The sequence below is a fragment of the Pseudochelatococcus sp. genome, from assembly GCF_050946405.1.
In the GTDB taxonomy this organism is placed as follows: domain Bacteria; phylum Pseudomonadota; class Alphaproteobacteria; order Rhizobiales; family Beijerinckiaceae; genus Pseudochelatococcus.
Window position 1 is genome coordinate 94626 of record NZ_JBMNUS010000007.1, and the last position, 24969, is coordinate 119594.

At 67.8% G+C, this 24969-nt stretch carries 22 protein-coding genes, 1 tRNA gene and 1 pseudogene; 17 read left to right on the forward strand and 7 right to left on the reverse strand.

Annotated elements, in window-relative coordinates; genetic code table 11:
- Window positions 1–16: 16 nt before the first annotated feature.
- The 9 genes from ACOYJQ_RS11815 to ACOYJQ_RS11855 all read left to right on the forward strand — a co-directional run bounded on the left by ACOYJQ_RS11815 (window position 17) and on the right by ACOYJQ_RS11855 (window position 11565).
- Complete coding sequence (locus tag ACOYJQ_RS11815; protein ID WP_433458652.1) at window positions 17–1939, forward strand: sensor histidine kinase; 1923 nt, start codon at window positions 17–19, stop codon at window positions 1937–1939.
- Window positions 1936–3297 (forward strand): sigma-54-dependent transcriptional regulator, encoded by a 1362-nt coding sequence (locus ACOYJQ_RS11820; protein ID WP_433458653.1) that lies wholly within the window; start codon window positions 1936–1938, stop codon window positions 3295–3297. Before ACOYJQ_RS11815 ends, ACOYJQ_RS11820 begins: the two co-directional genes overlap by 4 nt.
- Before the next feature lie 468 nt (window positions 3298–3765).
- Window positions 3766–5760, forward strand: a complete 1995-nt coding sequence (locus tag ACOYJQ_RS11825) for an FTR1 family iron permease (protein ID WP_433458654.1) — start codon at window positions 3766–3768, stop codon at window positions 5758–5760.
- 42 nt (window positions 5761–5802) lie between these two features.
- Window positions 5803–6351, forward strand: coding sequence for an iron transporter (locus ACOYJQ_RS11830; RefSeq protein ID WP_433458655.1), 549 nt, complete (start codon window positions 5803–5805; stop codon window positions 6349–6351).
- Between the two features lie 43 nt (window positions 6352–6394).
- Window positions 6395–7816 carry a Fe-S-containing protein gene (locus ACOYJQ_RS11835; protein ID WP_433458656.1) on the forward strand — a complete coding sequence of 474 codons (1422 nt, stop codon included), beginning with the start codon at window positions 6395–6397 and terminating at the stop codon, window positions 7814–7816.
- Between the two features lie 3 nt (window positions 7817–7819).
- Window positions 7820–9151, forward strand: a complete 1332-nt coding sequence (locus ACOYJQ_RS11840; RefSeq protein ID WP_433458657.1) for an ABC transporter permease — start codon at window positions 7820–7822, stop codon at window positions 9149–9151.
- A complete protein-coding gene (locus ACOYJQ_RS11845; protein ID WP_433458659.1) occupies window positions 9138–10364 on the forward strand; it encodes an ABC transporter permease in 1227 nt (408 codons plus the stop codon). The genes ACOYJQ_RS11840 and ACOYJQ_RS11845 overlap by 14 nt, the downstream gene beginning before the upstream one ends.
- Before the next feature lie 5 nt (window positions 10365–10369).
- Window positions 10370–11071 (forward strand): ABC transporter ATP-binding protein, encoded by a 702-nt coding sequence (locus ACOYJQ_RS11850; RefSeq protein WP_433458660.1) that lies wholly within the window; start codon window positions 10370–10372, stop codon window positions 11069–11071.
- Window positions 11068–11565 (forward strand): TlpA family protein disulfide reductase, encoded by a 498-nt coding sequence (locus tag ACOYJQ_RS11855; RefSeq protein WP_433458661.1) that lies wholly within the window; start codon window positions 11068–11070, stop codon window positions 11563–11565. The genes ACOYJQ_RS11850 and ACOYJQ_RS11855 overlap by 4 nt, the downstream gene beginning before the upstream one ends.
- A gap of 32 nt (window positions 11566–11597) precedes the next feature.
- Here the strand turns inward: ACOYJQ_RS11855 and ACOYJQ_RS11860 are convergent, their stop codons facing one another.
- Window positions 11598–11891: a c-type cytochrome gene (locus ACOYJQ_RS11860; RefSeq protein ID WP_433458663.1), complete on the reverse strand. Its 294-nt coding sequence runs from the start codon at window positions 11889–11891 to the stop codon at window positions 11598–11600.
- Window positions 11892–12153: 262 nt separating this feature from the next.
- Between ACOYJQ_RS11860 and ACOYJQ_RS11865 the strand changes: the two genes are divergently transcribed.
- The 5 genes from ACOYJQ_RS11865 (at window position 12154) to ACOYJQ_RS11885 (ending at window position 16930) form a co-directional block, all read left to right on the forward strand.
- Window positions 12154–12459: a hypothetical protein gene (locus ACOYJQ_RS11865; RefSeq protein WP_433458664.1), complete on the forward strand. Its 306-nt coding sequence runs from the start codon at window positions 12154–12156 to the stop codon at window positions 12457–12459.
- A gap of 42 nt (window positions 12460–12501) precedes the next feature.
- The gene (locus tag ACOYJQ_RS11870; RefSeq protein ID WP_433458666.1) at window positions 12502–12798 is read left to right on the forward strand and encodes a hypothetical protein; all 297 of its coding nucleotides are present in this window, start codon (window positions 12502–12504) and stop codon (window positions 12796–12798) included.
- 18 nt (window positions 12799–12816) lie between these two features.
- Complete coding sequence (locus ACOYJQ_RS11875) at window positions 12817–13389, forward strand: hypothetical protein (protein ID WP_433458667.1); 573 nt, start codon at window positions 12817–12819, stop codon at window positions 13387–13389.
- 8 nt (window positions 13390–13397) lie between these two features.
- A complete protein-coding gene (locus tag ACOYJQ_RS11880; RefSeq protein ID WP_433458669.1) occupies window positions 13398–15449 on the forward strand; it encodes a heavy metal translocating P-type ATPase in 2052 nt (683 codons plus the stop codon).
- A gap of 185 nt (window positions 15450–15634) precedes the next feature.
- On the forward strand, window positions 15635–16930 hold the full coding sequence (locus ACOYJQ_RS11885; RefSeq protein WP_433458670.1) for a porin: 1296 nt from the start codon (window positions 15635–15637) through the stop codon (window positions 16928–16930).
- A gap of 92 nt (window positions 16931–17022) precedes the next feature.
- On the opposite strand, the gene ACOYJQ_RS11890 is transcribed toward ACOYJQ_RS11885, so the two are convergent.
- Window positions 17023–18231 carry an alpha-hydroxy acid oxidase gene (locus ACOYJQ_RS11890; RefSeq protein WP_433458671.1) on the reverse strand — a complete coding sequence of 403 codons (1209 nt, stop codon included), beginning with the start codon at window positions 18229–18231 and terminating at the stop codon, window positions 17023–17025.
- A gap of 192 nt (window positions 18232–18423) precedes the next feature.
- Between ACOYJQ_RS11890 and ACOYJQ_RS11895 the strand changes: the two genes are divergently transcribed.
- A complete protein-coding gene (locus ACOYJQ_RS11895) occupies window positions 18424–19434 on the forward strand; it encodes an aldo/keto reductase (RefSeq protein ID WP_433458675.1) in 1011 nt (336 codons plus the stop codon).
- 323 nt (window positions 19435–19757) lie between these two features.
- Here ACOYJQ_RS11895 and ACOYJQ_RS11900 read toward each other — a convergent pair whose 3' ends face one another.
- Window positions 19758–20000, reverse strand: a complete 243-nt coding sequence (locus ACOYJQ_RS11900) for a hypothetical protein (RefSeq protein ID WP_433458676.1) — start codon at window positions 19998–20000, stop codon at window positions 19758–19760.
- 206 nt (window positions 20001–20206) lie between these two features.
- Window positions 20207–20283: transfer RNA gene (locus tag ACOYJQ_RS11905), tRNA-Arg, on the reverse strand.
- A gap of 167 nt (window positions 20284–20450) precedes the next feature.
- On the opposite strand from ACOYJQ_RS11905, the gene ACOYJQ_RS11910 reads away from it, so the two are divergent.
- The gene (locus tag ACOYJQ_RS11910; RefSeq protein ID WP_433458677.1) at window positions 20451–21293 is read left to right on the forward strand and encodes a hypothetical protein; all 843 of its coding nucleotides are present in this window, start codon (window positions 20451–20453) and stop codon (window positions 21291–21293) included.
- 14 nt (window positions 21294–21307) lie between these two features.
- A complete protein-coding gene (locus ACOYJQ_RS11915) occupies window positions 21308–22768 on the forward strand; it encodes a M48 family metalloprotease (RefSeq protein WP_433458854.1) in 1461 nt (486 codons plus the stop codon).
- Between the two features lie 98 nt (window positions 22769–22866).
- On the opposite strand, the gene ACOYJQ_RS11920 is transcribed toward ACOYJQ_RS11915, so the two are convergent.
- The 3 genes and pseudogenes from ACOYJQ_RS11920 to ACOYJQ_RS11930 all read right to left on the reverse strand — a co-directional run.
- The gene (locus ACOYJQ_RS11920; RefSeq protein WP_433458678.1) at window positions 22867–23448 is read right to left on the reverse strand and encodes a CarD family transcriptional regulator; all 582 of its coding nucleotides are present in this window, start codon (window positions 23446–23448) and stop codon (window positions 22867–22869) included.
- 612 nt (window positions 23449–24060) lie between these two features.
- Window positions 24061–24399 (reverse strand): ferredoxin FdxA, encoded by a 339-nt coding sequence (gene fdxA, locus ACOYJQ_RS11925; protein ID WP_433458680.1) that lies wholly within the window; start codon window positions 24397–24399, stop codon window positions 24061–24063.
- 305 nt (window positions 24400–24704) lie between these two features.
- Window positions 24705–24965, reverse strand: a pseudogene (locus tag ACOYJQ_RS11930) (RNA-binding S4 domain-containing protein); the annotation flags it as partial.
- Between the last annotated feature and the right edge of the window lie 4 nt (window positions 24966–24969).

Below are 24969 nucleotides of genomic sequence, written 5' to 3' on the forward strand. Positions count from 1 at the left end.
TCCGCACGGTGCTGCCATGGACGCTTCGTCATCCCTGAACCGGTTTCTGCGCGCGGCGCGCATGCTTCCCGACGCATGGCGCATGCGGTTCGGCGCGGTCTGGCTCGTCTATGGCGCGCTCGCGGCCGCGGTGGTCACGGGGGCGCTGCTGATCGGCGCGGAGCGGGGCCGCGAGCGCGCCTATGCGGCCATCGGCGGACGGGCGCACAACACGGCCGTGCTCAACGCGGCGCTGCTGCGCACCGTGCTGGAAAAGCAGCGCTCGCTGCCCTTCGTGCTCGCGCAGGATACGGAACTGCATGCGGCGCTTGCCGCGGGCGACGCCAGGCTGCTGCATGCGCTCGACGAGAAGTTCGAGAAGCTCGCGGCGGGCACCAACGCATCCGTGATCTACCTTCTCGACGCCAACGGCCTGGCGGTGGCGGCAAGCAACTGGCGAACGCCCATCAGCTTCGTCGGCAACGACTATGGCTTTCGCCCCTATTTTCTCGACGCCGTGGCGGGAGGATCGGCCGAATACTACGCGCTCGGCACCGCCAGCCTCATGCCGGGCCTCTACATCACGCGCCGCATCGACGGACCGGCGGGGCCGCTCGGCGTCGTCGTCGTCAAGGTCCAGTTCGATCAGGTCGAGGCGGACTGGCGCGAGGGGCCGGATATCTCCTACGTCAGCGACGCGCGCGGCGTGATCGTGGTCTCGCGGCAGCCGGAATGGCGGTTCAGCACCATCGCGACCCTTCCCGAAGCGGCGAAGGAGCCGTTGCGCAAGAGCCTCCAGTTCGGCGACGCGCCGCTGATGCCGGTGCCCGTCACGCCGGCTTTCCCGGCGCGGACGCCGGATATCGTCTCCGTGCTGCCGCCGGATGCGGCCTCGCCGTCGCGCTTCGTCAGGATCGGCGTTCCGGTGCCCTCGACACGGTGGACGCTGCATTTGCTGGCACCGAGCGAGCAGGAGGTCCGCGCCGCCGCCTATGCCGGGCGGCTCGGCGCCTTCGCCGTGGTCGCGCCGCTCGTGGCGCTCGCCGGGTGGCTCGTCCATCGCCGCAACCGCCATCTGCTGCGCGCCGCGCGCGACGAGGCGTCGCGCATCGAGCTGGAACGGCGCGTCCGCGACCGCACCCGCGAGCTGAGCGCCGCCAACGACAGGCTTCAGTCCGAGGTGCTCCGGCGTCAGGAGGCCGTCAGCCACTTGCAGGAGGCGCGGGAGGAACTGGCGCAGGCCAACCGGCTGGCGATCCTCGGGCAGGTGTCGGCCGGCATCGCCCACGACATCAACCAGCCCATGGCCGCCATCCGCAGCTATGCCGACAACGCCCAGATCCTGCTTCAGCGCAACAAGACCGAAGCCGTCCGCGAGAACCTCGCCACCATCGCCGCGCTGACGCAGCGCATCGGCACGATCATGGAAGACCTGCGCGCCTTCGCGCGCCGGCGTACCGGCGGCCTGGAGGCGACCGTCGTGGCCGAATCGATCGACGGGGCGCTGCTGCTGCTGCACAACAGGCAGCGGCAGCAGGCCGTCACCCTGGCGTGCAACATGCCGCCGAGAGACCTGAAGGTCATGGGCAACCGCGTCCGGCTGGAGCAGGTGCTCGTCAACCTGATGCAGAACGCGCTGGAGGCGATGGACGGCCGGCCCGGCGGCCGACTCGAACTCGACTGGCGCGTGGAAGGCGACGAGGTTTTGCTGAGCGTGGGCGACAACGGTCCGGGCATTCCCGAGGAAGTCATGCAGCGCCTGTTCACGCCTTTCACCACGACCAAGCAGGGCGGGCTGGGGCTCGGCCATGTCATCTGCAACGACATCATCACCGCGTTCGGCGGTTCGCTCGACGTGGAGAGCGCGCCGGAAAAGGGCACGCGGTTCACCATCCATCTCAAGCGCACCGGCACGGGCGGCGACGGCCGGACACCGGAGGAGCGGACGGCGGCATCATGACGACAGACGCACGAGAGAACGGCCCCATCGACGTCGCCTTCGTCGACGACGACGCGGAACTGAGGCGGGCGAACGCCCAGACGCTCGAACTCGCGGGCCTCGACGTGCGGCTGTTCGAAACCGGCCCGGCCCTGATCGCGGCCATGGACGACACGTTTCCGGGCGCGATCGTGACGGATGTCCGCATGCCGGGCATGGACGGCTTCCGCCTGTTTCGCCACCTGCGCGAGATCGACGCCGATATTCCCGTCATCCTCATCACCGGCCACGGCGACATCGACATGGCGGTTGAAGCCATGCACCAGGGCGCCTACGATTTCATTCCCAAGCCCTATGCCGCGGACCGGCTGGTGCGGAGCGTGCAGCGCGCGGTGGAGAAGCGCCGGCTGGTGCTGGAAAACCGGCGGCTGCGCGAGGCGGTGACGCGCGCCGACCACGACGACGTGCCGCTGATCGGCCAGACGCCCGCCATGGAGCGGCTGCGCCAGACGCTGCGCCAGATCGCCGTGGCGGATGTCGACGTGCTGGTGGCGGGCGAGACCGGCAGCGGCAAGGAGGTGGTGGCGGAACTCCTGCACCGCTGGAGCCGCCGCCGGGAGGGCCGTTTCGTGGCACTCAACTGCGGCGCGCTGCCCGAGAACGTCATCGAGAGCGAGCTTTTCGGCCACGAGGCCGGCGCCTTCACCGGGGCGCTGAAGAAACGCATCGGGCATATCGAGTATTCCAGCGGCGGCACGCTGTTTCTCGACGAGATCGAAAGCATGCCGCTCGCGGCGCAGGCCAAGCTGCTGCGCGTGCTCGAAAAGCGGGAGATCGTGCCGCTGGGCGGCAACGACAGCCGCCAGCTCGACCTCAGGGTCGTCGCCGCCGCCAAGACCGATCTCGGCGATCCGGCGGCGCGGGGCGATTTTCGCGAAGACCTTTACTTCAGGCTCAACGTCGTCAGCCTCGCCATTCCGCCGCTGCGCGAACGGCGCGACGACATCCCGCTGCTTTTCATGCATTTTCTGAAGAAGGCGGCCGCGCGCTTCAAGGTCGAGCCGCCGGACATGAAGCCGGGGCTGCTGCGCTTCCTGCACATGCATCCGTGGCCCGGCAACGTGCGGGAACTCGCCCACGCCGCCGAGCGGTACGTGCTCGGCCTCCTCGACGTGCCGGCGTGGCAGGAGGCCGGCGCGGAGGGCGAAACGCTCACGCTGCCCCGGCAGATGGAACTCTACGAAGCCGAACTGATCCGCGAGGCGCTGCGGGAATACAAGGGCAACGTCAGGGCGGCGACAGAAGCGCTCGGCATCCCGCGCAAAACCTTTTACGACAAGCTGCAAAAGCACGGGCTGGTGCGCAGCGACTTCACCTGACGGAGGCGGTTTCCACGCCCCGCCGTCCCGCCTTCCCGCACGCGAACGGACGACGATGAAAAGCCGCATCGGCGCCGGCGCGCATGCCGGTCGCGGCAGCGGACCGTCTTCGAATCAGGCGAACCCGGCCGCGGCGGCGACACCCGGAAACGGCGACCGTCGCCCGCCGCCAACCCTCCGGCGAAGCCGGTACAGTTTCCTTCTGTAACCACGATAATATCCGACGATGCTTATTTTAATAATTATAAAATGATAAGCGAAAAGTGAAAATTTTTGCTCCGTGAACATTTATTGATTACTATCAAACAACGGTCATTCAGCTTGACCTATCTGGTCGGGGGACACCTTCGCGGAATGGTATTGCTGATCGCTATCGGCCGCGAGGTTTCGCATTTCGGGGTGAAAGACTCACGGCGCAACAGGTGATCGCGACCGATTGCCTGTCCTCCGGGAGAGGAGCGGGCGATCATGCGGGCATTTCTGGCGGCTTTACTGTTGGCGGCGCAGTTTTGCATTCTCCCTTGCTTCCTCGATGCGGGACGGTTGCAGGCGCAGGAGGCGGGCGCGCGCGCCGGTCTGGACTATGCGTCGCTCGTCTCGCGCATCGACGCGTTGCTTGCCCAGGGTCTGGAGGATTATCGCGCCGGCCGCGTCGATGACGCGAAGAAGGCCGTGCAGCGCTCGTATTTCGAAATATTCGAGAACCTCGAAGGCCCCATCCGCGTCAATATATCGGCCCGCCGCAGCTATCAGCTCGAATCGGAATTCGGCGCGATCAGGCGGCTGATGACGGAAGGCGCTCCCGTCGCGCAGGTTGAGACGCGCATCCGCGCCCATATCGCCGCGCTCGACGCGATCGTGCCGCAGCTCGAAAAGGGCCACCGCATCATCGCCGAACGCGCCGACGACGCCCCGCAGGCCGCGCCCGAGCCGGCGGCGGACGAGATGCCGAAAACGATAGAGCCCTATTGGGAACGGGCGGTGGAGACGGTGAACCGGCGCCTGCTCGAAGCCGCCGACGCGCTGGAGCGCGGCAGCCGGGACGAGGCGCGCGAACTGGTCCGCAAGGGGCAGTTCGAAGGTTACAAGAACAGCCTGCTGGAAGCGGCCATCCGCCAGCATGTCTCGCAAAAGCGCGACGCCGAATTCGCCGCCGAGTTCAGCCGCATCGTCGGGCTCGTGAACGACGGCCGCGAACCCCGGCTGATCCGCGGCTCGGCCCGCGTGCTGAACGACGATCTCACCGCGCTGCTGCACGGCCTGCCGCTCGTCGGCACCGCGAAGGAGCAGGCGGCGGAGGCCGCGCCCGCGTCGGCGGACTGGAACGCCGTCGCGCGGCGCATCGCGGACGAGGTTTCCCGCGCGCTGGCGCTGGCGGCGGCCGGCAATCCCGCCGACGCGGTCGGCGTGCTTCAGGATACCTATTTCGACGTTTTCGAGGCGAGCGGCATGGAGGCGCGCGTCGGCGCGCGCGACAACGCCTTCAAGACGCGCATCGAAGGGCACTTCAGCCGGCTGATGGCGCTGGTCCGCGACGGCGCGCCCGCGCCGGCGCTGCGGGAGGTCGCGAACAGTCTCGACACGGACGTGGCGCAGGCGGCGGAACTGCTCGGCGGCGCGAGCGCGGGAAGCTGGAGCGCCTTGTTCGCGGCCTCGCTGCTCATCATCCTGCGCGAGGGCTTCGAAGCGATCCTGATCGTCTCCGCCATCATCGCCTATCTGGTGAAGACCGGGCACGGCGACAGGCGCGGGGTGATCGTCAACAGCGTCGTCGTCGCCCTCGTCGCCAGCGTCATCACGGCGATCCTGCTCAAGCTCGTGTTCCGCGCCTCCGCCGCCAGCCAGGAAGTGCTGGAGGGGGCGACCATGCTGCTGGCGGCGGCGGTGCTGTTCTTCACCAGCAACTGGCTGCTCGCCAAGGCCGAGGCCGCCCGGTGGAGCGCCTTCATCGAGGGCAGGATCGACGGGGCCGTCAGCACCGGCTCGCTGCGCGCCCTGTGGTTCGTCTCCTTCCTCGCCGTCTACCGCGAGGGCGCGGAAACGGTGCTGTTCTATCAGGCGCTGACCATCGACGCGGATACCCGCGGCCTCGTCGCCATCGCGGCCGGCTTCGCCATCGGCGCGCTGGCGCTCGTCGGCGTGTACCAGGCCATGCAGAAAGGCGCGCTCCGGTTGCCCATCGGCCCGTTCTTCCGCGTCACCGGCGCGATCCTCTACGTGATGGCGTTCGTGTTCGTCGGCAAGGGCGTTCTCGAACTTGTCGAGGGCAAGGTGATCGAGCCGACGCTCGTCGCCCGGGCGCCGGAAATCCCCCTGCTCGGCATCCATCCCTACCGCGAGACGCTGCTGCCGCAGGCCCTCTTCATCGCCGTCACCGTGCTGTCGCTGGCGATCATCTGGCGTCGCGGCAGGCGGCAGGCCGATGCCGGCACCGGCGCGGCGGCGCAGACATCCCGGCCCTGACGTCTCCGGCAGGGGCCGGGCCATTCACCGAGGAGCAACACCATGAAGAACACCGCACTTTTCGCAGCAAGCCTCGCCCTGCTCGCCGCCTCCGGCGCGCAGGCCCAGCATGCCCAGCATCAGGCCGCGCAGGAGCTGGTGGAATATCCCATCGGCGAGCCGAAAGTCGTCAACGCGCTGGAGGTCGGCGCCGTCTACCTCGCGCCCATCGATCTCGACCCCGCCGGCATCGACCTGCCCGCCTCGCAGTCGGACGTGCATCTCGAAGCCGACATCCGCGCCACCGAAGGCAACCCGAACGGCTTCGGCGCGGGCGAGTTCGTGCCCTATCTCTCCGTCTCCTACCGTCTGGAGAACAAGGACACCGGCAAGGTGCAGACCGGCAACTTCATGCCGATGGTGGCCATCGACGGCCCGCATTACGGCTCCAACGTCAAGCTGCCGGGCGCGGGCAACTACAAGCTCACCTACCACATCGAGCCGCCGGCCCGGCAGGGCTTCGGCCGCCACACGGACAAGGCGAGCGGCGTGGGCAAGTGGTTCGAGCCCTTCGAGGTCGAGTACGACTTCACCTACGTGCCGCTGAAGTAACAACCGCCGGCAGGCGGCCCGAGGCGGGGCCGGGAGCATCGCATTGGCCTATTACATCACCATACTGGCCCAGACCCTGGCCGTCGCGGCGCTGGTCGCGGCGTTGTGGCCCTTTGTCGCCGCCGGCGGCGAGCGCCCGCGGGGGGCAGGCGTGCTCCCGGCGCTCGCGGCGGGCGCGGCCGTCGCCGCTCTCGCTGCCGGCGCGGCGGCGGCCACGCCGCGCTCCGCCACCGCCATCGCGACGCTGGTGCACGCGGCCGCGCTGGCGTTCATCCTCGCCGGCCTGCTGCTGACGCCGTTCGCGGCGCGTCCTGCCGCCGGCCCGCCCGCGCTCTGGCGGCGCGTCGCGGGCTTCGTGCTCATCGCCGTCGTGACGGCGCAAGGCGTGTTCGATGCCTGGCGGCTGAGCGTCAACCACACGCTGAGCGCGACCGACATCGTCAACACCGAGCTTATCGTCAATTGCGCCGCCATCGTCATCGGCCTCGCCGCGCTCACCGCGCTGGGGATGCTGCTGGCGCGCGTCGCGCCTCTTGCCGGGCGCGTGGCGTCCGCGCTCGCGCTCGCCGCCGCGCTCGCGGCGCTGGCGGTGGCGGGAATCGAAAAATCGCTGCTCGGCATGCTGCGCATCGACGCCCTTTCCGTCACGGCGGAGCGCGTCTCGTTCGTGGCGCGGCTGTCGCTCGTCACGCCCTGGCTCGCCTACGCGCCGCTCGCGATCGCGCTGCTGCTGGCGGGCGTGGCGGCGCTGCGCCGCCTGCGCATTCCCGCCGACGTCACCGGACGCATCGAGCGCCGCCGCCTGCGCGCGCGCAGCCTGGGCGAGCGGCGCTGGCGCGGCGGCGTTGCCGCGACCGCCGCCTTCCTGCTGGCGGTCATGCTCTATCAGGATCTTTACGCCTCGCGCCCGCCGCGCCTGTCGCAGGCGGTGCAGCTCGCGCCCGATGCGCGCGACACGATCCGCATTCCGATCGATGAGGTCAAGGACGGCAACCTGCACCGTTTCGCCTATGTCTCGTCGGACGGGCATCGGGTGCGCTTCTTTCTGGTCAACCGCTACGACGAGGCGCACACGAGCATCGGCGTGGTGCTCGACGCCTGCCTCATCTGCGGCGAGGGCGGCTACATCCAGCGGGGCGACGAGATCATCTGCATCGCCTGCAACGTGCGCATGTATCGCCCCACCATCGGCAAGCCCGGCGGCTGCAACCCGATCCCGCTCAATCACGCGGTCGAGGACGGCATCATCGTCATCGCGGCGGACGATCTGGAGAAGGGCGCGCGCTACTTCAGCGAGGTGGTCGAGATCGACGTCGCGGACCCCGTGAGCGGCGCGCGGCTGCGAAACACGGGCGCGCCCTTCCAGTACGAGCACGGCGGGCGCACCTGGTTCTTCGAGAACCGCGACACCTACGACCGCTTCCGGGCGACGCCGGAAGCCTTCGTCAAACCTCGGGGGGCGTAAGCGATGTTCCTGCGCATGCTGCGCCAGTCGTTCGCCGGCAACCGCAAGCGCAAGGCGCTGGCGGCCGTCACGGTGGCCCTGTCGGCGACGCTGATCACCACGCTGTTCGCGCTCTCCGTCGATGTCGGAGACAAGATGGCGAGCGAGATGAAGGCTTACGGCTCCAACATCCGCGTCACCCCGCGCACGGAGAACATGCCGCTGATCATCGGCGGGCGGGATTTCAACCCCTTGCGGGGGCGCGATTTCATCGACGAATCCGCCCTGCCCGCGCTCAAGGATATCTTCTGGCGGCACAATGTCGTCGGCTTCGCGCCGCGTCTGACGCTGCCGGTCGTCGTCATCGGCGGCGCGCGGTCGCTGGAGGCGAGCCTCATCGGCACCTATTTCGACAAGAATGTGCCGTTGCCCGACGACCCCGGCTACCGCACCGGCGTGCGCGGCATCAATCCGTTCTGGCATGTGGAAGGCGCATGGCCCGACGACGAGGCGGGCGCGGGCATCACCGGCGTTCTCATCGGCGGCGGACTGGCCGGGCGGCTCGGGGCGCGCGTGGGATCGGAACTGACGCTCGCCGAGCCCGCGCCGCAGGCCGCTTCCGGTGTCGTGCAGGCGACGTCGGGCATCGTGAAAGTGACCGGCATCCTCGCCACCGGCGACGTGGAGGACAACGCGCTGGTGGCGCCGCTCGGCTTCGTGCAGAAACTGGCCCGCCGGCCCGGCAAACTCCAGTCCATCGACGTCAGCGCGCTCACGGTGGCGGAAAACGATCTCTCCCGCAAGGCGAGCCGGGGCGCGGAGGCGCTGACGCCGGAGGAATACGACGTCTGGTATTGCACGGCCTATGTCAGCTCCATCGCCCATCAGATCGAGGAAGCGATTCCCGGCGTCTCGGCGCGGCCCATCTGGCAGGTGGCGGCGGGCGAAGGGGCCGTGATCGGGCGCATCCAGAGCCTGCTGTTCGTCGTCAGCGTTGCGGCGATCGCCGCCGCCGCCATGGCGGTCGCGGCGCTGACCACGACGACGATCACCGAGCGCGCCGGCGAGATCGGCCTGATGAAGGCGCTCGGCGCGGCGCCGTGGCAAATCTATCTGCTGTTCATCGGCGAGGCGGTGATCGTCGGCCTGATCGGCGGGCTGATCGGTGTCGCGGCCGGCTATCTCATGGCGCAGGGCGTGGGGTGGAGCGTGTTCGGCGCGGGCGTCGAGGTGCGGGCGATCACCGTGCCGGTGGTGCTGGCGACATCCGTGCTGACGGTGCTGGTGGGCGCGCTCGTCTCCTCGCGCGAGATCGCCTCGCTGCTGCCGGTGGAGGTGCTGCATGGCCGCCGGTGACGCCTTCTCCCGCCATGGCCGCCGGCGCGGCGCCCGGCCGTTCGCGCGCCTGAAAACGTTCGCCCATCTCGTCTGGCGCTCGCTCGCCGTGCGCAGCGGCAGGCTGGAAATCGCGCTCGCCGCCATCATCGTCGGGGCGGCGATCGTATCAGCGCTCACGAGCCTCTATCTCGACATCTCCATCAAGATGAGCCAGGAATTGCGGGCTTTCGGCCCCAACCTCATCATCTCCGCCCGCGACGGCGCGGAAGGCGACGGGGCGGAGGGAGACGGCGGCGCGCAGCCGCGCGGCGTGGCGGAAGCGCTGCTGCGCGAGGCCATCGCCGCCGTGCCGGCGGACAGGCGTGTCGGCGGCAGTCCCTATCTTTACGGGCTGGTGCGGCTCGATCTCGGCAGCGCCGTGCTGGCGGGCGTCGATCTCGCCGCGCTGCGCGCCATCTCGCCCTATTGGCAAGTCGAGGGCGCGTGGATAACGGCGGATTTCGACGACCGCAACGCCATGGTCGGCCGCCGGCTGGCGCAGAGCATGGAGCTTGCGCCCGGCAGCGCCGTCACCATCACCGGCGGCAACGGCGAGCAGGCGCGGGTGACGGTGAAGGGCATCATGGACACGGGCGAGAACGAGGACAGCCAGATCGTCGTCAATCTCGCGCTGGCGCAGCGCCTGCTCGGCCTGCCCGGCCGCGCCGATTTCGCCATGGTCAGCGTCGCGGCGCAAGGCCCGCAGGCGGACGCCATCACGGCGGCGCTGGCGGAGCGGTTTCCGGCGCTCGCCGCGCGACCCATCCGCAAGGTGTCGGAGAACGACGGCCAGATCCTCGATCGCATCGAGGGCCTGATGGCGCTGGTGGCGGCCATCATCCTCGTCATCACGACGCTCAGCGTCAACGCGACGCTGACCGCCATGATCACCGAGCGCACGCCGCAGATCGGCCTGCAAAAGGCGCTCGGCGCATCGAACCGCGACATCGTCGGCCAGATCCTGGCCGAAACGGCCGTCACCTGCCTCGCGGCGGTCGCGATCGGCCTCCTGCTCGGCTTCGGCCTCGCGCAACTGCTGGGGCAGGCGGTGTTCGGCGCGTGGGTGACGTTCCGGCCCGTCGTCGTGCCGCTGACGCTCGGCGTATCGCTGCTCGCGGCGCTGATCGCTGCCGCGCTGCCGGTGCGGGGCGCCGTCAATGTCGTGCCCGCCCGCGTTCTGAGAGGAGAATGAGCCCGGTGACTTCCACGAGCCTGCGAGAATCCGCGCCCGTCTCCCCTTCCGGGGAGCGGCAGAAAGTCATCGGCGTCGAGGGCCTGACCAAGGCTTTCGGCGCGGTCCGCGCGCTCGACGACGTGACCTTCGACGTCTTCGCCGGCGCGTTCGTCAGCATCATGGGGCCTTCGGGATCGGGCAAGACGACGCTTCTCAACATCCTGTCGCTGCTCGACGTGCCGACCGGCGGCTCCTACCGGCTCGACGGCATCGAGACCGCCCGGCTGACGGAAGCGGAGCAGGTCGTCATCCGCCGCGAGAAGATCGGCCTCGTCTTCCAGCAATTCCACCTCATCCCGTACCTTACGGCGGTGGAAAACCTCATGCTGGCGCAATATTATCACTCCATCGCCGATCGCGAGGAGGCACTGGAGGCGCTGGAGCGCATCGGCCTCGCGGACCGGGCCGACCATCTGCCCTCCCAGCTTTCGGGCGGCGAGCAGCAGCGGGTGTGCATCGCGCGTGCGCTCATCAACGATCCGGCGCTCATCCTCGCCGACGAGCCCACCGGCAACCTCGACGAGGGCAACGAGGAGCGCGTCATGGGCCTGTTCCGGGAATTGCAGGCGAGCGGGCGCACCATCATCCTGGTGACGCACAATCCCGATCTCGGCGCGCAGACCGATTACGTCATCCGGCTCCAGCACGGCAGGAGGGTTGCATGAAGACACCGCGGATGCTGCTTTGCGCCGTCGCGCTGGCGGCCTGCCTGTGCGGCTGCAAGGCGGAACCGGAAATCGCCGCCGGCAAGCCGGTGGCCGAGCTGGCCGCCTTCGCCTTCGACGGCACGCCGGTGCGCCTCGAACACTATCGGGGCAAGGTCGTGCTGCTGAACTTCTGGTCCGGCGGCTGCGGGCCGTGCATCGCCGAGATGCCGGCGCTCGACGCCGTTTACCGCGCCAACCGCGACAGGGGCGGCGGCTTCGCGGTGCTGGCGCTCAACATGGGCGAGCCCGACGCGGCCGTGCGGCGGGCGGCGGAGCGGCTCGACGTCTCGTTCCCCGTGCTGCTCGACGGCCTGAAGATCACCACCGACCGCTACCGGGTGATCGGCGCGCCGACATCCTTCCTGATCGACGGCGAGGGCCGGCTGATCGAGAAGATCGTCGGGCCGGTGGATATCGCCGGACTGGAACACAAACTGGCCGGGCTGCTGTGATGCGCCCGCCGGCCGCGCGGGGCGGAACGGCCTCAATGCTCGCGAAACTGCGCCGCGTAATTCACCAGCGCCTCGATTTCGGCGTCGCTCAACCCCTTCTTGAGACGCTGATACGGCCGGGCCGGCGCCTCGACGGCGCGCGCCGCCAGGAGATAGCCGCGAACGGCTTCCGCGGAGAGCGTATCGAGCGGGCGGGCGCGGCCGCGCGCCGTCTCCCGCCCCTGCCGGCCGTGGCAGCCGGCGCAAGCCTCGTCATAGAATCGCCGGCCGTCCACCGCCTCCTGCGCGACCGGCCCGGAGGGCGAAAGAAGACAGATCGCCGTCATGACGGCGAGGAGCCGCACGCCCGGCAGCCGGGGGCGATACTCAGTTGTTGTCGTTTCGGAAGACAATCGACCGGACCTTCATTGATAGCTGATGCAACGTATCGACAACTATATGGAACATCCGAAAACGCCTCGGAACGTCTTATGGTTAGCATTAGCGACATATGCACATCAACCGTTCCTGCGTACAGGGATTCGGAAACAGCCCGAATACAGGCAGGGAATGACCGGATAACCCCTCCGCCATCGCAAGGACCGGCGCATGCATCCTGACCTCTCGCCCTTCATGACGTTGCGCCGGTTTCTGGCCATCGCCCATCATGTGCCGGGGCGGATCAGGGTGAAGCTCGATCCGGCCGCGCTCATGCAATTGCCGATCGTCGACACCGGTCCTTTCGTCGCGTTGGCGAAACGGATTCCGGGCGTGAAGGCGATCCGCGTTAATGCCGCGGCCCTGTCGGCGGTGATAGAGTACGACGCCGGGTTGATCGCCGCGCCGGTATGGGAGCGGCTGCTGGCGGGGGACCGGGCCGAGATCGAGGAGATTCTTCGGAATCACAGCGCGTAGGCGGCCGCGTCCGCCGCTTCGGAACAGCATGCGAGGACAATCATGTCGCACGACAATTATCGGTGGAACGGCTACGGGCCGGGCGCGGGCCAGCGCTCCGGGCAGCGCATCGATGCGCTGGACGTGCTGGAAGGCGTGCTGAAGGACGGCTTCAGCGTCTCCAACCTGACGCGCATCGCCCGCGCCAGCGGCTCGAACTTCTGGCTCGGCGCGGCGCTGGGGGCGGGGCTCGTCGTGCTCGCCAACCGTCCCGACGTGCGCGCCGCCGTCGCCGGCGTTTTCCGCAACGGCGCACCGCCCGCCGCCGCGCCGCACGATCCGCAGTCGCCGGCAACCTGACCCCACCGGAGGATCATCATGTCGAACAAGCCACAGGATCAGCAGGGCATCCACTACCATTATCATTTCTACGGCCCCGGCGCGGCCGCGGCCGGCCAGCAGGGCGACGCCGGCGCCCAGCAAGGCAATCCGCCGGGTGGCGATCCGCGCAGCGCCGGCTTCGGCCCGCCGCCGTTTCCGGGCGCTCCCTATCCCGAGAATCCTTTTCCCGGCGGCGCGAGCGGCAACGCCCATGCGCATCCCGGCGCGGACTCGCTGGTGAAGGGCCTGCTCATCGGCGCGGGCGCGGCCTATCTGCTCACCAACGAGACGGCCCAGCGCACCATCCTGCGCGCCGCCGTGCAACTCTGGGCCGCCGTGCAGGGCGGCGTCGAGGAACTGAAGGAAAAGCTTCACGACGCGGAAGCCGAGTTCGCGGCCGCCGCCGGCCCCGCGCCCGCCGCAACGGCAGCGGCCGCGCCCGATGCCGGCGCGGCCGGTGTCGAACCTCCCGCCCCCGCGCAGGAAGCACCCACAAAGGAAACGCCCGCGCAGGCGGCCGACAGGGACCCGGCCGTGATCTCGCCGCGCTTCTTCCACGCCGGGAGCTGAGCGGCGACATGGCGCGGATCGTTCATGAGTTGCCGGGCCGTCTGCGCCTGAGACTGGCGCAGACGGCGGACGGGCTCGCCCGCGCGGGTGCTGCGGTGCGCGACATCGCCGGCGTGGCGCGCGTGCGCGTCAATCCCGGCTGCCGCTCGCTCGTGGTGCGCTACGACGGCGATCCGCAGGTGCGCGCGCGGATACTCGCGCATGCCGCCAATCCGCCGCCCGCCGAACATCCGCTGGTGCAGCCGACGCCGGGCACGGAAGGGTCGCAGCTCGCGCTGGCGGGGGCGGCGGCGCTGGCCTCGCTCGTGCTGCCGCGCGAGGCCGCGCGCGTGCTCACCGTCGCCAATGTGGCGGGCACGGTGGCGCGGGGCATTCACGCCGCCGCCACCGAGGGCCTCAAGGTCGAGGTGCTCGATGCCCTCGCCATCGGCCTGCCCACGCTGCGCGGGCGCTTCACGACCGCCAATTTCACCCGCTTCCTGATGGAGCTCGCCGTCTACATCGAGTCCACCACCGTGGAGCGCTCCGACGAGCTGCTGCGCTCCCTGCTGCACCGCAAGCCGGACGACGTATGGGTGGAACTGCCGGACGGGCGGTTGATCAGGGTGCCTTTCGCGCACCTGAAAGGCGGCGAGCACATCGCCGTCGGCCTCGGCGAGACGGTTCCCGTCGACGGCCGGGTGATCTCCGGCGATGCCTATGCCGACCAGTCGGCGGTGACGGGCGAGAGCCTGCCCGTCCCGCTGTCGCCGGGCGGCGAGGCGCTCGCCGGCAGCATCCTCACGGACGGGCGCCTGGTCATCCGGGCGGAGCGCGTGGGCGAGGCCACGACCACCGGCCGCATCACCCGCTACATTCAGGAGGCGCTGGAACGTCCCGCCGAGATCCAGTCGGTCTCCGACGCGCTGGCCGACCGGCGCGTCGGCATCACGCTGGCCTCGGCCGCGGGCGTGTTCGCCCTCACGCGCGACTGGCGGCGCATCGAATCCGTGTTCATGGTCGATTACTCCTGCACCGTGAAGCTCGGCACGCCCATCGCCCTGAAACGGGCGATGTACAACGCCGCCCGGCAGGGCTGCCTGGTGAAGAGCGGGCAGACGGTGGAAACACTGGCCGGCATCGATACGGTGGTGTTCGACAAGACGGGGACGCTGACCCACAACACGCTCGAGGTGACGGACATCGTGCCGCTCGTCGGCGGGCTGGGCGAGGACGAGGCGGTGGCGATCGTCGCCTCGCTCGGCGAGCACACCTCCCATCCCATCGCGCGCGCCGTGGTGGAACTCGCCCGCGCGCGCCGGCTCGCCCACGTCGACCATCAGGAAGTCAACTTCATCGTCGGCCACGGCGTGGAAGGCGCGATCGGCGGCGATGTCGTGCGCTTCGGCAGCCGCCACTATCTGGAGGACGACGAACACATCTCCTTCGCCCGCCAGCGGGCGCTGGTGCGGACCTTTCAGGCGGAAGGCAAGTCGCTGCTCTACGCGGCGCGCAACGACCGTCCGCTCGCCGTCTTCGCCCTGCGCGACAGGCTGCGCGCGGAAGCCGGCGACACGCTGCGGCGTCTGCGCGCGGGCGGCGTCGAACGTCTCGTCATGATCACCGGCGACCATCGCGCCAAGGCGCTCGCCATCGGCGCGGCGCTGGGCCTCGACGACGTGCATTACGAACAGCAGCCGGAAGACAAGGCCCGCATCATCGGGGAGCTGAAGGCGGCCGGCCGCCGCGTGGCGTATGTCGGCGACGGCGTGAACGACGGGCCGGCGCTGATGATGGCCGATGTCGGCATCGCCATGCCCCGCGCCGCCGACATCGCCCGCGCGACCGCCGACATCATCCTGCTCGACGATCATCTCGCGTCGCTCGTCACCGTGCTCGGCCTCTCCCGGAATGCGATGCAGCTCATCCATTCCAATTTCCGCGTCGCGGTGGGCGTGAACTCGGCCATCCTCGCCGGCGCCGCCACGGGGCTGCTGCCCTCTCTCGCCACCGCCACGCTCCACAACGGCACCACGATCGCCGTGCTCGTCCGCTCCCTGCTGGCGGGAAAACGGACGTGACGGCCGCGCGCTTCCACGCGCAGCGAAAGCGCAAAAAATACGCGACGAAAGCGCAAAAAATCATCCGGCATGTGCCAATAATATCATATGAAATATTTCGCGGCCGTGATCTACTACATAGCCAATATAGCCTCCAGTGAATCTATATTGATCAAATTACAAGCTGCCGCACCGGAGTGAACCAAATGATCAACTTAACCCGCTATCTGACGGGAGGTGCGGCGTGTCTTGCCGCGATCTCTCCGGCGTGGGCCGCCGACCTGCCGGTTTCGAAGAGCGCGCCCGTCGAATACGTGCGCGTCTGTTCGGTGCACGGCGAGGGCTTCTTCTATGTGCCGGGCACGGATACCTGTCTCAGGATCGGTGGACGTCTGCGCGCGGATTATGCTTTCGCGGAGCCCAGGGGCGCCACGATCACCGAAACCGACGCCGCCGGCAACGTTATCGGCGCATGGCGCGACGGGCGCTATCGCGACGCCACCGGCATGAAGGCGCAGGCGCGGCTTGAGGTGGACGTCCGCACGGCGACGGACTTCGGCCTGCTGCGGGCCTTCATCCGCTACGAGATCGAGAAGAACACGGGCGTCTTCAGCGACGACGAGAACGGCGGGCTGGTCGAGAGCGCCTACATTCAGTGGGCGGGCCTGACGGCGGGCCATGCGACATCGTTCTTCGATTTCTACGCCAACGATCTCAACTTCGGATCAGGCCTGCAAGGCTCCTTCGGCTCGGACACGACGAACAACCTGCTGGCCTATACGGCCACCTTCGGCGACGGCTTCTCGGCGACGCTCTCGCTGGAAGACCGCAACACGCGCAATGTCAACGACGCCTGGTACGATGTGGCGGGCCAGCGCCTCCCGGATGTGGTCGCCAATCTGCGCGTCGACCAGGACTGGGGATCGGCGCAATTGTCGGGCGCGCTGCATCAGCTCAATTCAGGATCGCTCTACGGGCCGTTCGCGCAGCGCGTGGACACGGCCTATGGCTGGGCGCTTCAGGGCGGCGTGAACATCAATCTGCCCGCGCTGGCGGAAGGCGACGTGCTGTGGCTTCAGGCCGCCTATGCAGACGGCGCCCTGCATTACATCGGCGCCGGCGACATCGAGACGGGGGATTTCCTGTCGATCGTCACGGACGGCGCCCTTGTCAACGGCGACGTCAAGACGACGCGCGGCTGGAACGCGACCGCCGCCTTCCTGCACTACTGGACGCCTTCGGTGCGCCAGAGCATCTGGGGCAGCTATACCGGCATTTCCTATGACAATACCGTCAAGGCCGACTACGTGGCGCTGCGCAACGTCGACGCGTGGACCGTGGGCTCGAACCTGATCTGGTCTCCGGTGAACGCCTTCGACATCGGCGTCGAGGTGCTCTACTCGAAAGCCGAACGGAAGAATTTCGCCGGCGAAATCATCGAGAGCCGCCAGAAGTCGGAAGATCAGGTGCAGGCCCGCCTGCGGCTTCAGCGCGAGTTCTGAACCCGGTTTCCCGATATCCTGGAGACATTCCGCGTTTCCTTGAAACGCGGAATGTCTCCAAAGTTTTCGATTCCGTTTGACCGGAACGCGATCTATCGGGCGGCGAGCGGTTCGCTCGCGCGCAGGAAACGGATGTGCGTACGGTTCAGTTCGTCGCAGCCGTGCGCGCCAAGCATGGCGAGGTTGCGGTCGACTTCCGCGGCAAGCAGCCTGATGGCATGGGCGACGCCCGCTTCGCCCGCCACCGCCGCCGCGTAGTTGAAGGGCCGGCCGACGAAAACGAGCCGCGCGCCGAGCGCGATCGCCTTCAGCACATCCGAGCCGCGCCTGAAACCGCTGTCGATCAGCACCGGCACCTGCACGCTGTCGACGATCTCCGGCAGCACACGCAGCGGCGCGATCGCGCCGTCGAGTTGCCGCCCGCCGTGATTGGAAACGACGATGCCGTCGACTCCCGCCTGTTCGGCAATCCGGGCGTCCTCGCGGCTGAGAATGCCCTTGATCAGCAGATCGCCGCCCCAGCGCTGGCGGATGCGCTCGATATGCCGCCAGGAGAAATGATCGCGCCCGGCGAAGTTCCTCAGCACCGTGGACGAGAACACCGGCACGCCACGATTGGCGAAGGAATTTTCGAAGTGCGGCAGGCCATGCCGCGCGACCGTTCGAAACAGCGTCTCGACAAGCCAGCGCGGGTGCGTGATGCCATCGACGGCGAGCCTCGCGCTCGGGCGCAGCGGCGTGGAGAAGCCGTTGCGGACGTTGTTCTCCCGGTTGGCGCTGATCGGAATATCGACCGTGACCACCAGCGTGCGGAAGCCGGCGGCCCTGACGCGGTCGATCAGCGCGTCGATGCCCGCATCGTCGGCCGGCAGATAGGCCTGGAACCAGATGCCGGGCGCCTCCGCGATAACCTCCTCCATGGGAATCAGCGAAGCGCCGCTCAGGATCATGGGGATATTGGCCTTGCGGGCGGCGCGGGCCTGCACGATGTCGCCGCGATAAGCGCTCAGGGCCGAGAGCCCCATCGGCGCCACCCCGAAGGGTGAGGCGAATTCCTGGCCGAAGACGGTCACCGACTGGCTGCGCCGGGACACGTCCGTCAACACCCTGGGAACGAGCGAAACATCGTCGAACGCATCGCGGTTGGCCTGAAGGGATTTGTTGTCCTCCGCCCCGCCGGAAACGTAACCGAACACCGGACGCGGCAACCGCCGGCGCGCCACCGGCTCGAAGCAGTTCAGGGAAAGGAAGCGGTTGGCAAGGCGTGAAGGGGCGACATCTTTCGTTTCGGGATTGCTCATTATCTGTCGGGCCATGGTTGTCGGCAAGCCGGGCGGAGGTCACGACGCCGTTATTCCGGTCCCGGCGGCGGGGAAAATCGTGCGGGCAGCCTTTCTTACACTCAATTTATCGGTTTAATCAATTTTTCAGAAAAAACAGGACATGTCGTCGTGCGCCGCCTTGCGGCCCGAACATCGGGAAGGATCACGATCATGGTCGATTACAGTTATCTTGGACGAAGCGCCCTGAAGGTTTCGCCGCTGTGCCTCGGCACGATGATGTTCGGCGGCGAAACGCCGGAGGACGTGGCCTTTCGAATCATCGACGACGCGCTCGACCGCGGCATCAATTTCATCGACACCGCCGATGTCTACCACGCCGGCCGGACGGAAGAGGTGGTGGGGCGGGGCATCCGCGCCAACCGCGATCGCTGGGTTCTGGCGACGAAGTTCGTGAACGCGCGGGAAGCGGGGCCGAACATCGGCGGCTATTCGCGCAAGTGGCTCGTCGAGGCGGTGGAGAACTCGCTCAGGCGGCTCGGCACCGATTACATCGACATTCTCTATTTCCACCGCTCCGTCTTCGACGCGCCCGTCGAGGAGCCGCTGCGCGCCATCGGCGATCTGATTGCGGCGGGCAAGCTGCGCTATTACGGCGTATCGAATTTCCGTGGCTGGCGCATCGCCGAAATCGCTCATGTGGCGGACAGGCTGGGGTTGCCGCGCCCCATCGCCAGCCAGCCGCTCTACAACATCGTCAGCCGCGCCGCGGAGGTGGAGCAGCTTCCGGCGGCCGCAGCGCACGGGCTGGGCGTGGTCGCCTATTCGCCGCTGGCGCGCGGCGTGCTGACGGGCAAATATGCGCCCGGCAGCGAGGCGCCCGCCGACACCCGCGCCGGACGCGGCGACCGGCGGATGCTGGAAGCGGAATGGCGCCCCGAATCCGTCGCCATTGCGCGCGAGATCGCCGCCCATGCAACCGCGAAGGGCATCACGCCGGTGCATTTCGCATTGGCGTGGGCGCTGAACAACCGCCTCGTCACGGCGATCATCGCCGGGCCGCGCACGGAAGCGCATTGGCACAGCTATCTCGGAGCGCTCGATGTCCGGCTCGATGCGGAAGACGAGGCGCTGATCGACCGGCTGGTGGCGCCGGGGCATGCCTCGACCCACGGCTTCATCGATCCGGGCCACCCGCTCGAAGGCCGTTTCCCCCGCACCTGACGGAACCGCCCGAAGGGACCGCCGGCCGCCGGCGGCCCGCCACGCCGTCTCGCATCGGGACGCACGACGCATGGAGCCCGCGTCGCAGCGCCGCCGTGAGGCAAGTCGACTTCGAAAAACCGGCATTCCGGGCCCTCATCCCCGCCCCGCTCAACCCTGGAGCAGCTTGCGTTCAAGCCGATCCATCGAACTGAACGCAAGTTGCGGTAAAATACGGAATTTAGAGCGGAATGGCGATTCAACCTGATCCCATCCCGCTCTGAACCGGACAGGATTTGACATCCGCGGCGACGGACAGTCAATCACCCCGATGCGGCCGTTCGTCAGCCGGGCAGCCAATCGATATGAAAATCGGGTTGCACGACACCGATCGTTACGGCGGCGGGCTCCGGTTGCGGATTGAAGCCCACGAGGTCGCCCGGCGAAAGGATTCCGCGCCCGACCGCCGGCGGCTCCGGCTGCGGGTTAAATCCCCTGATCTCTCCCGCCTGAAGCCGGTCAGCGGCGCGCGAGGACGCCTCAGCGAAATCAAGATCTTGAAAGGCGATGTCATTACGCCAGTGCATAGGTCATATCCTCATGATGATATCCGGCGTTGCCGGACGGCATTACCTTTTGAGGATGTTTGTATCGTTCGGTTGTCGTGAGATAAGGCCGGCTACATCGCCCCCCATGCGCGAGCCCCGAAACCCGCAAAAACGAACTACCGCGTTTCAACGGCACGCGGAGATGCCTTGAGCCTAACAGGTTGATATAAAAGCGCTAAAAAAGATGGCCTCCCGGAAGGGATTCGAACCCCTGACCTACGGTTTAGGAAACCGTTGCTCTATCCTGCTGAGCTACCGGGAGATACCCGTCAAACGCGCCGCCTGCATCGCCCGTCAGCGCAGGCATGCCAGCCTCTTCCGTAACGGCGAGAACCGGAAACCACTTCACAGCGGCAGGCCATTCCTACTATCATAAGAATAATGATCATGCAGCGGTTCTTTTTGCCTTTTTCGCGCCTGCGCACAGGAATGCCGCCGCGGAAGCGCCGCGCCGCCGGGCTGGCGGCGCTCGCCCTTCTGCCGATGGCGGCGCAGGCGCGCGACGCCGCCGGGGCGTGCCTCGAAGCGCCACCGCCGGAGGCGGTCCTTGTCCGGTCGGTCACGGACGAGGCGGAGTTCGTGCTTGATGACGGCCGGAAGATCCTGCTTTCCGGCGTCGCCTTCCCGGACGAAGCCCTTGCCGTCAGCATCGCCCGGCCGCTCATCGAGCAGGGCGGTATACGCCTCGCGAAAGCCGGCGATGCCGCCGACCGCTGGGGCCGTTATCGCGGCCATCTGGCAACCGGCGGCGGGACGGTCTCGCTGGCCGAGCCCCTCATCGGTGCAGGCGCGGGGCTGCTCGATTCGCGGGATGTCGTGTCGCCGGCCGCAAAGCGCGCGGCGCGCGGCGTCGGCATTTCCGCCGCTTGCGCCGGGCGGCTGGCGGCGCTCGAAGAAAACGCCCGCCGCACCCGAGCCGGCATCTGGGGCGGCGCGAACGCCCTGCCCCTCGATGCCCGGAACGCGGCCTTGCTGCAACGATTCGCCGGCAGATTCGTTATCGTCGAAGGCAAGGTTCTGTCCGTCGGAGAACGTCGTACCACGACGTTCCTGAATTTCGGACCGAACTGGCAGAGGGACTTTTATGTCATGATCGCCAGAAAAGACTGGCACAGGCTGGCTGGCGGACTGACAACCGCCGGTATCGCGGGCAGACGCATTGCGGTGAGGGGTGAAATCCTGCTACGGGAAGACAGCGAAGCGCAGGCTGGCCGGGCCCCCGCGATCAGGATATCGGCGGCCGGAAGTCTCGCCTGGTCGCAACCGGACTGATCCTCGTGGACGCAATGTCGCTGCAACACACACTCGCGCGGCTCGGGCTCGCCATGCTCGTCGGCATGGCTGCGGCGTCGTGCGCGATGTCGCCCGTCGCCGAGCAGCCCGCCGCAATCGCCGTGCCCCAGGCCGCCCCTCGCGTCACCGGCGTGAACCAGAGGGCCGAGCGGGAGCATCGGCGGCTGCTGGCGGCGTTCGGCGGCGACTATCGCGCGCCGGCGGCGCAGCGCATGGTCGACGACGTCGCCGCGCGCCTCGTGCCCGCCACCGAGAGGCCCGACCAGCATTATCGCGTCACCATTCTCGATTCGTCGATGGTCAACGCCTTCGCGCTGCCGACCGGCAACATCTACGTCACGCGCGGCCTGCTCGCCCTCGCCAACGACGCCTCGGAACTCGCCGGCGTGATGGCCCACGAAATGGCGCATGTGACGGCCAATCACGCCCTTGCGCGCGATGAGCTGGAAAAGCGCAACGATCTCATCAGCCGTGTCAACGTGCAGGTTCTGAAGGATCCGGGAGGCGACAAGGCCTTCCGCGCCAACGTGCAGGGGGCCGTGGCCGGCTTTTCCCGCGAGCAGGAGCTGGAGGCCGACCGCATCGGCATCCGCACGACCGCCGGTGCGGGCTATGACCCCTACGGTTCCGCCCGCTTCCTGGAGGCGCTGGATCGCAACATGCGTCTTGGCAGGGGCGGCGGCGCGCAGACGTCGGATACGGCGAACTTCATGGGCACCCACCCCGGCACGCCGCAACGCATCGCGCTTGCCCTGCGCAGCGCGCGGGAGGTGGCGGCGCCGGGAACCGGCGAACGCGGCCGGAGCGCCTATCTGGACGCCATCGACGGCATCGACTGGGGCGACGATCCGCAGAACGGCGACGTGCGCGGTCGCATCTTCCGCCATCCGCGTCTCGGCATCATCTTCACCGCGCCGGACGGCTTCACGCTGGACAATTCTTCCCAGGCGCTGATGGGAGTGGCGCGCAACGGCGAGATCGCCCTGCGTCTCGATGCGGTGGAACTGCCGCCGTCCGACCCGCTCGACGCGTTCCTTTCCGCCGGCTGGATCGACGGCGTGTCGACGGAAAGCACGACGCTCACGACCATCAACGGCCTGCCGGCCGCCGTCGGCGTCGCGCTCGGCAAGGAATGGACGTTCTATCTCGGCGCCGTGCGCCTCAACGGAACGGTTTTCCGGCTCGTGGTCGCGGCGCGTCAGCGCGACGCCGCCATCGAGCAGGAGTTCCGAACCGCGATGGAAAGCCTGCGGCGCATGACGCCCGCCGAAATCCGCGCCATCAAGCCGCTGCGGCTGCGCATCGTCACCGCCACAGCCGAAGACACACCGGAGACGCTCTCGCGGCGGATGGTCGGCGTCACGCAACCGCTGGAACGCTTCCGCGTGCTCAACGGGCTGCGGCCGGACGATGCCCTGAAACCGGGCGAGCGCTACAAGATCATCACCGGATGATGGACGCCGCCCGCCTGCCGGGAGATTGCCGGCGGCAGGCGGATGATCATCGTCGGGTCAGGGAAATTGAATCGCTCGCGGCCATCGGCAATCCCGGATCAGGCCGCCTCGTCCTCAAGCTCGGCGGCGGGCGTCTCGTTGGCGGCCTTCTTGGCCGGCCGGCGCGGCGCCTGTGCGAGCGCGGTTTCCACGATGCGCAGGGCTTCGGTGTCGGTGCCACCGTTCACGGCCGCGATTTCCCGCACCATCCTGTCGATGGCGGCCTCGTAAAGCTGGCGCTCGCTGTAGGATTGCTCGGGCTGCGTCTCGGCGCGATGCAGGTCGCGCACCACCTCGGCAATCGCGATCAGATCGCCGGAATTGATCTTCGCCTCGTATTCCTGCGCGCGGCGCGACCACATCGTGCGCTTCACGCGGGCGCGCCCCGCCAGAGTCTCCAACGCCTTCTCCACCAGTGCATTCTCGGCAATCTTGCGCATGCCGACGCTCGCTGCCTTCGCGGTGGGAACGCGCAGGGTCATCTTGTCCTTTTCGAAGGAGATCACGAAAAGTTCGAGCGTACAGCCCGCGACGACCTGTTCCTCAATGGCGATGATCTCGCCGACACCATGGGCAGGATAGACAATCGACTCACCGGTCCTGAAGCCCAGACGCTGGGCAGTCTTCTTGGCGTTGTTCATAATTATGATTGCCTCCTTCTCGCATCTCCGGGAGATGCGATACACATACGCACCGGGACACCCCGGACACAAATTCGGCCAGCCGCGCCCCCGCCGCCACGCCGACAGGCGGCCCTTCAGCAAGCCAAGAGGCACCGGCACGCCAAGAGCACGAGGCTTCCCGCAGCAGCACCGCCAGGACGCGACAGGGCTGCAACGAGCCGTCATGCTCCGTCATATCAGTACGTTGATTGCTGAACCGCTGCCGGACACAGGCACGGCATCTCTGCACCAGATCGACCAATAAGACACAACTTAACATAAATTTTCGGGAAAATCAAAGTAGTTAACCAGCCGCCGCCACTGCCGGCGGCGACAACCACCGACAGCTTGAAGCGCCATGCGCGCGGTGCATGCCATAGTGCAAAATTTCGATGAATTGATCAGCCGCCATGCATTGAGCGCATGATTCGGCGGCTTTTATCACTTAGTATATGATCGATTCATATCGATGCGATGACGGAGCCGCAGCCCATTTTTGCTGAAAGCCCGGCAGGCGACAAGAGAAAAATGAGCTCGGCAGGCGTGAACACGCAGGCGCGGCGGGCGAGACATCCCGCCGCCGGCGCGATCTCAGTCGCCTTCGCCCGGTTCCGGCGAGAAATGCTGCTCGAACTTGTTCAGCACGCCGTCGAATTCCGCCGCCTCGGGCAGCGCATCGCGCTTCTGGGTGAGGTTGGGCCAGACGCGGGCATAGTCGGCGTTGATCTTCAGCCACTTCTCAAGGCCGGGTTCCGTATCGGGGCTGATGGCCTCCGCCGGGCATTCCGGCTCGCACACCCCGCAATCGATACATTCGTCCGGGTGGATGACGAGCATGTTCTCGCCCTCGTAGAAGCAATCCACGGGGCAAACTTCAACACAATCCGTATACTTGCACCGAATGCAATTGTCGGTGACGACGTAAGGCATCCACCTCTCCTGCCGCCGGACATGCCGCGCAAACCGCCGCCCGGTATCCATCAGGCTATCGCATCATCCCTGGCGGGCAAACAGCGCCTTCCGGCCATTCACAACGGACATGACGCAAACGCCCGCACCCTCGACCATACCTGGATCTTTTCCAAAGTGAGAGAGATGCTCTAGCTTCAATCGTCCTCCGGCGCAAGCGACGTATTGTCACTCTTGCCCTCCGATTTTCGCATGGGCGCCTGCTCTTCCTCTTCGTCCGGGGCCGAATCGTCGGCACGGGCGAGATCCGGGCCGCTCAGCACGGTGTAAAGCCGCCGCGCCTCCGGCGCCCCGCCCCGGCGTTCGGCGAAGCCCTGAACGGAAACGACGAGCGTCGCATGAGCCAGCGCCAGGGTCAGCACGTCGCCCATCCGCACGCTCTTGGCCGGCTCCGTCACACGCCGGCCGTTGAGGCGCACGTGCCCCTCGCCGACAAGCCGCGCGGCGAGCGTGCGGGTGCGCGCCATGCGCGCATACCACAACCACTTGTCGAGACGCTGGCGGTCGGCGGCTGCGGGCTCGGGCAACGGC

What these genes read in the sequence shown, in the direction of transcription:
- ACOYJQ_RS11845 (WP_433458659.1), top strand. Translation starts at nt 9,138, where the DNA reads ATGGCCGCCGGTGACGCCTTCTCCCGCCATGGCCGCCGGCGCGGCGCC.
- ACOYJQ_RS11890 (WP_433458671.1), bottom strand. Translation starts at nt 18,231, where the DNA reads ATGAGCAATCCCGAAACGAAAGATGTCGCCCCTTCACGCCTTGCCAAC.
- ACOYJQ_RS11910 (WP_433458677.1), top strand. Translation starts at nt 20,451, where the DNA reads ATGCCGCCGCGGAAGCGCCGCGCCGCCGGGCTGGCGGCGCTCGCCCTT.
- ACOYJQ_RS11915 (WP_433458854.1), top strand. Translation starts at nt 21,308, where the DNA reads ATGTCGCTGCAACACACACTCGCGCGGCTCGGGCTCGCCATGCTCGTC.
- ACOYJQ_RS11920 (WP_433458678.1), bottom strand. Translation starts at nt 23,448, where the DNA reads ATGAACAACGCCAAGAAGACTGCCCAGCGTCTGGGCTTCAGGACCGGT.
- ACOYJQ_RS11900 (WP_433458676.1), bottom strand. Translation starts at nt 20,000, where the DNA reads ATGCACTGGCGTAATGACATCGCCTTTCAAGATCTTGATTTCGCTGAG.
- ACOYJQ_RS11815 (WP_433458652.1), top strand. Translation starts at nt 17, where the DNA reads ATGGACGCTTCGTCATCCCTGAACCGGTTTCTGCGCGCGGCGCGCATG.
- ACOYJQ_RS11870 (WP_433458666.1), top strand. Translation starts at nt 12,502, where the DNA reads ATGTCGCACGACAATTATCGGTGGAACGGCTACGGGCCGGGCGCGGGC.
- ACOYJQ_RS11830 (WP_433458655.1), top strand. Translation starts at nt 5,803, where the DNA reads ATGAAGAACACCGCACTTTTCGCAGCAAGCCTCGCCCTGCTCGCCGCC.
- ACOYJQ_RS11820 (WP_433458653.1), top strand. Translation starts at nt 1,936, where the DNA reads ATGACGACAGACGCACGAGAGAACGGCCCCATCGACGTCGCCTTCGTC.
- ACOYJQ_RS11860 (WP_433458663.1), bottom strand. Translation starts at nt 11,891, where the DNA reads ATGACGGCGATCTGTCTTCTTTCGCCCTCCGGGCCGGTCGCGCAGGAG.
- ACOYJQ_RS11880 (WP_433458669.1), top strand. Translation starts at nt 13,398, where the DNA reads ATGGCGCGGATCGTTCATGAGTTGCCGGGCCGTCTGCGCCTGAGACTG.
- ACOYJQ_RS11875 (WP_433458667.1), top strand. Translation starts at nt 12,817, where the DNA reads ATGTCGAACAAGCCACAGGATCAGCAGGGCATCCACTACCATTATCAT.
- ACOYJQ_RS11885 (WP_433458670.1), top strand. Translation starts at nt 15,635, where the DNA reads ATGATCAACTTAACCCGCTATCTGACGGGAGGTGCGGCGTGTCTTGCC.
- ACOYJQ_RS11825 (WP_433458654.1), top strand. Translation starts at nt 3,766, where the DNA reads ATGCGGGCATTTCTGGCGGCTTTACTGTTGGCGGCGCAGTTTTGCATT.
- fdxA (WP_433458680.1), bottom strand. Translation starts at nt 24,399, where the DNA reads ATGCCTTACGTCGTCACCGACAATTGCATTCGGTGCAAGTATACGGAT.
- ACOYJQ_RS11840 (WP_433458657.1), top strand. Translation starts at nt 7,820, where the DNA reads ATGTTCCTGCGCATGCTGCGCCAGTCGTTCGCCGGCAACCGCAAGCGC.
- ACOYJQ_RS11865 (WP_433458664.1), top strand. Translation starts at nt 12,154, where the DNA reads ATGCATCCTGACCTCTCGCCCTTCATGACGTTGCGCCGGTTTCTGGCC.
- ACOYJQ_RS11895 (WP_433458675.1), top strand. Translation starts at nt 18,424, where the DNA reads ATGGTCGATTACAGTTATCTTGGACGAAGCGCCCTGAAGGTTTCGCCG.
- ACOYJQ_RS11855 (WP_433458661.1), top strand. Translation starts at nt 11,068, where the DNA reads ATGAAGACACCGCGGATGCTGCTTTGCGCCGTCGCGCTGGCGGCCTGC.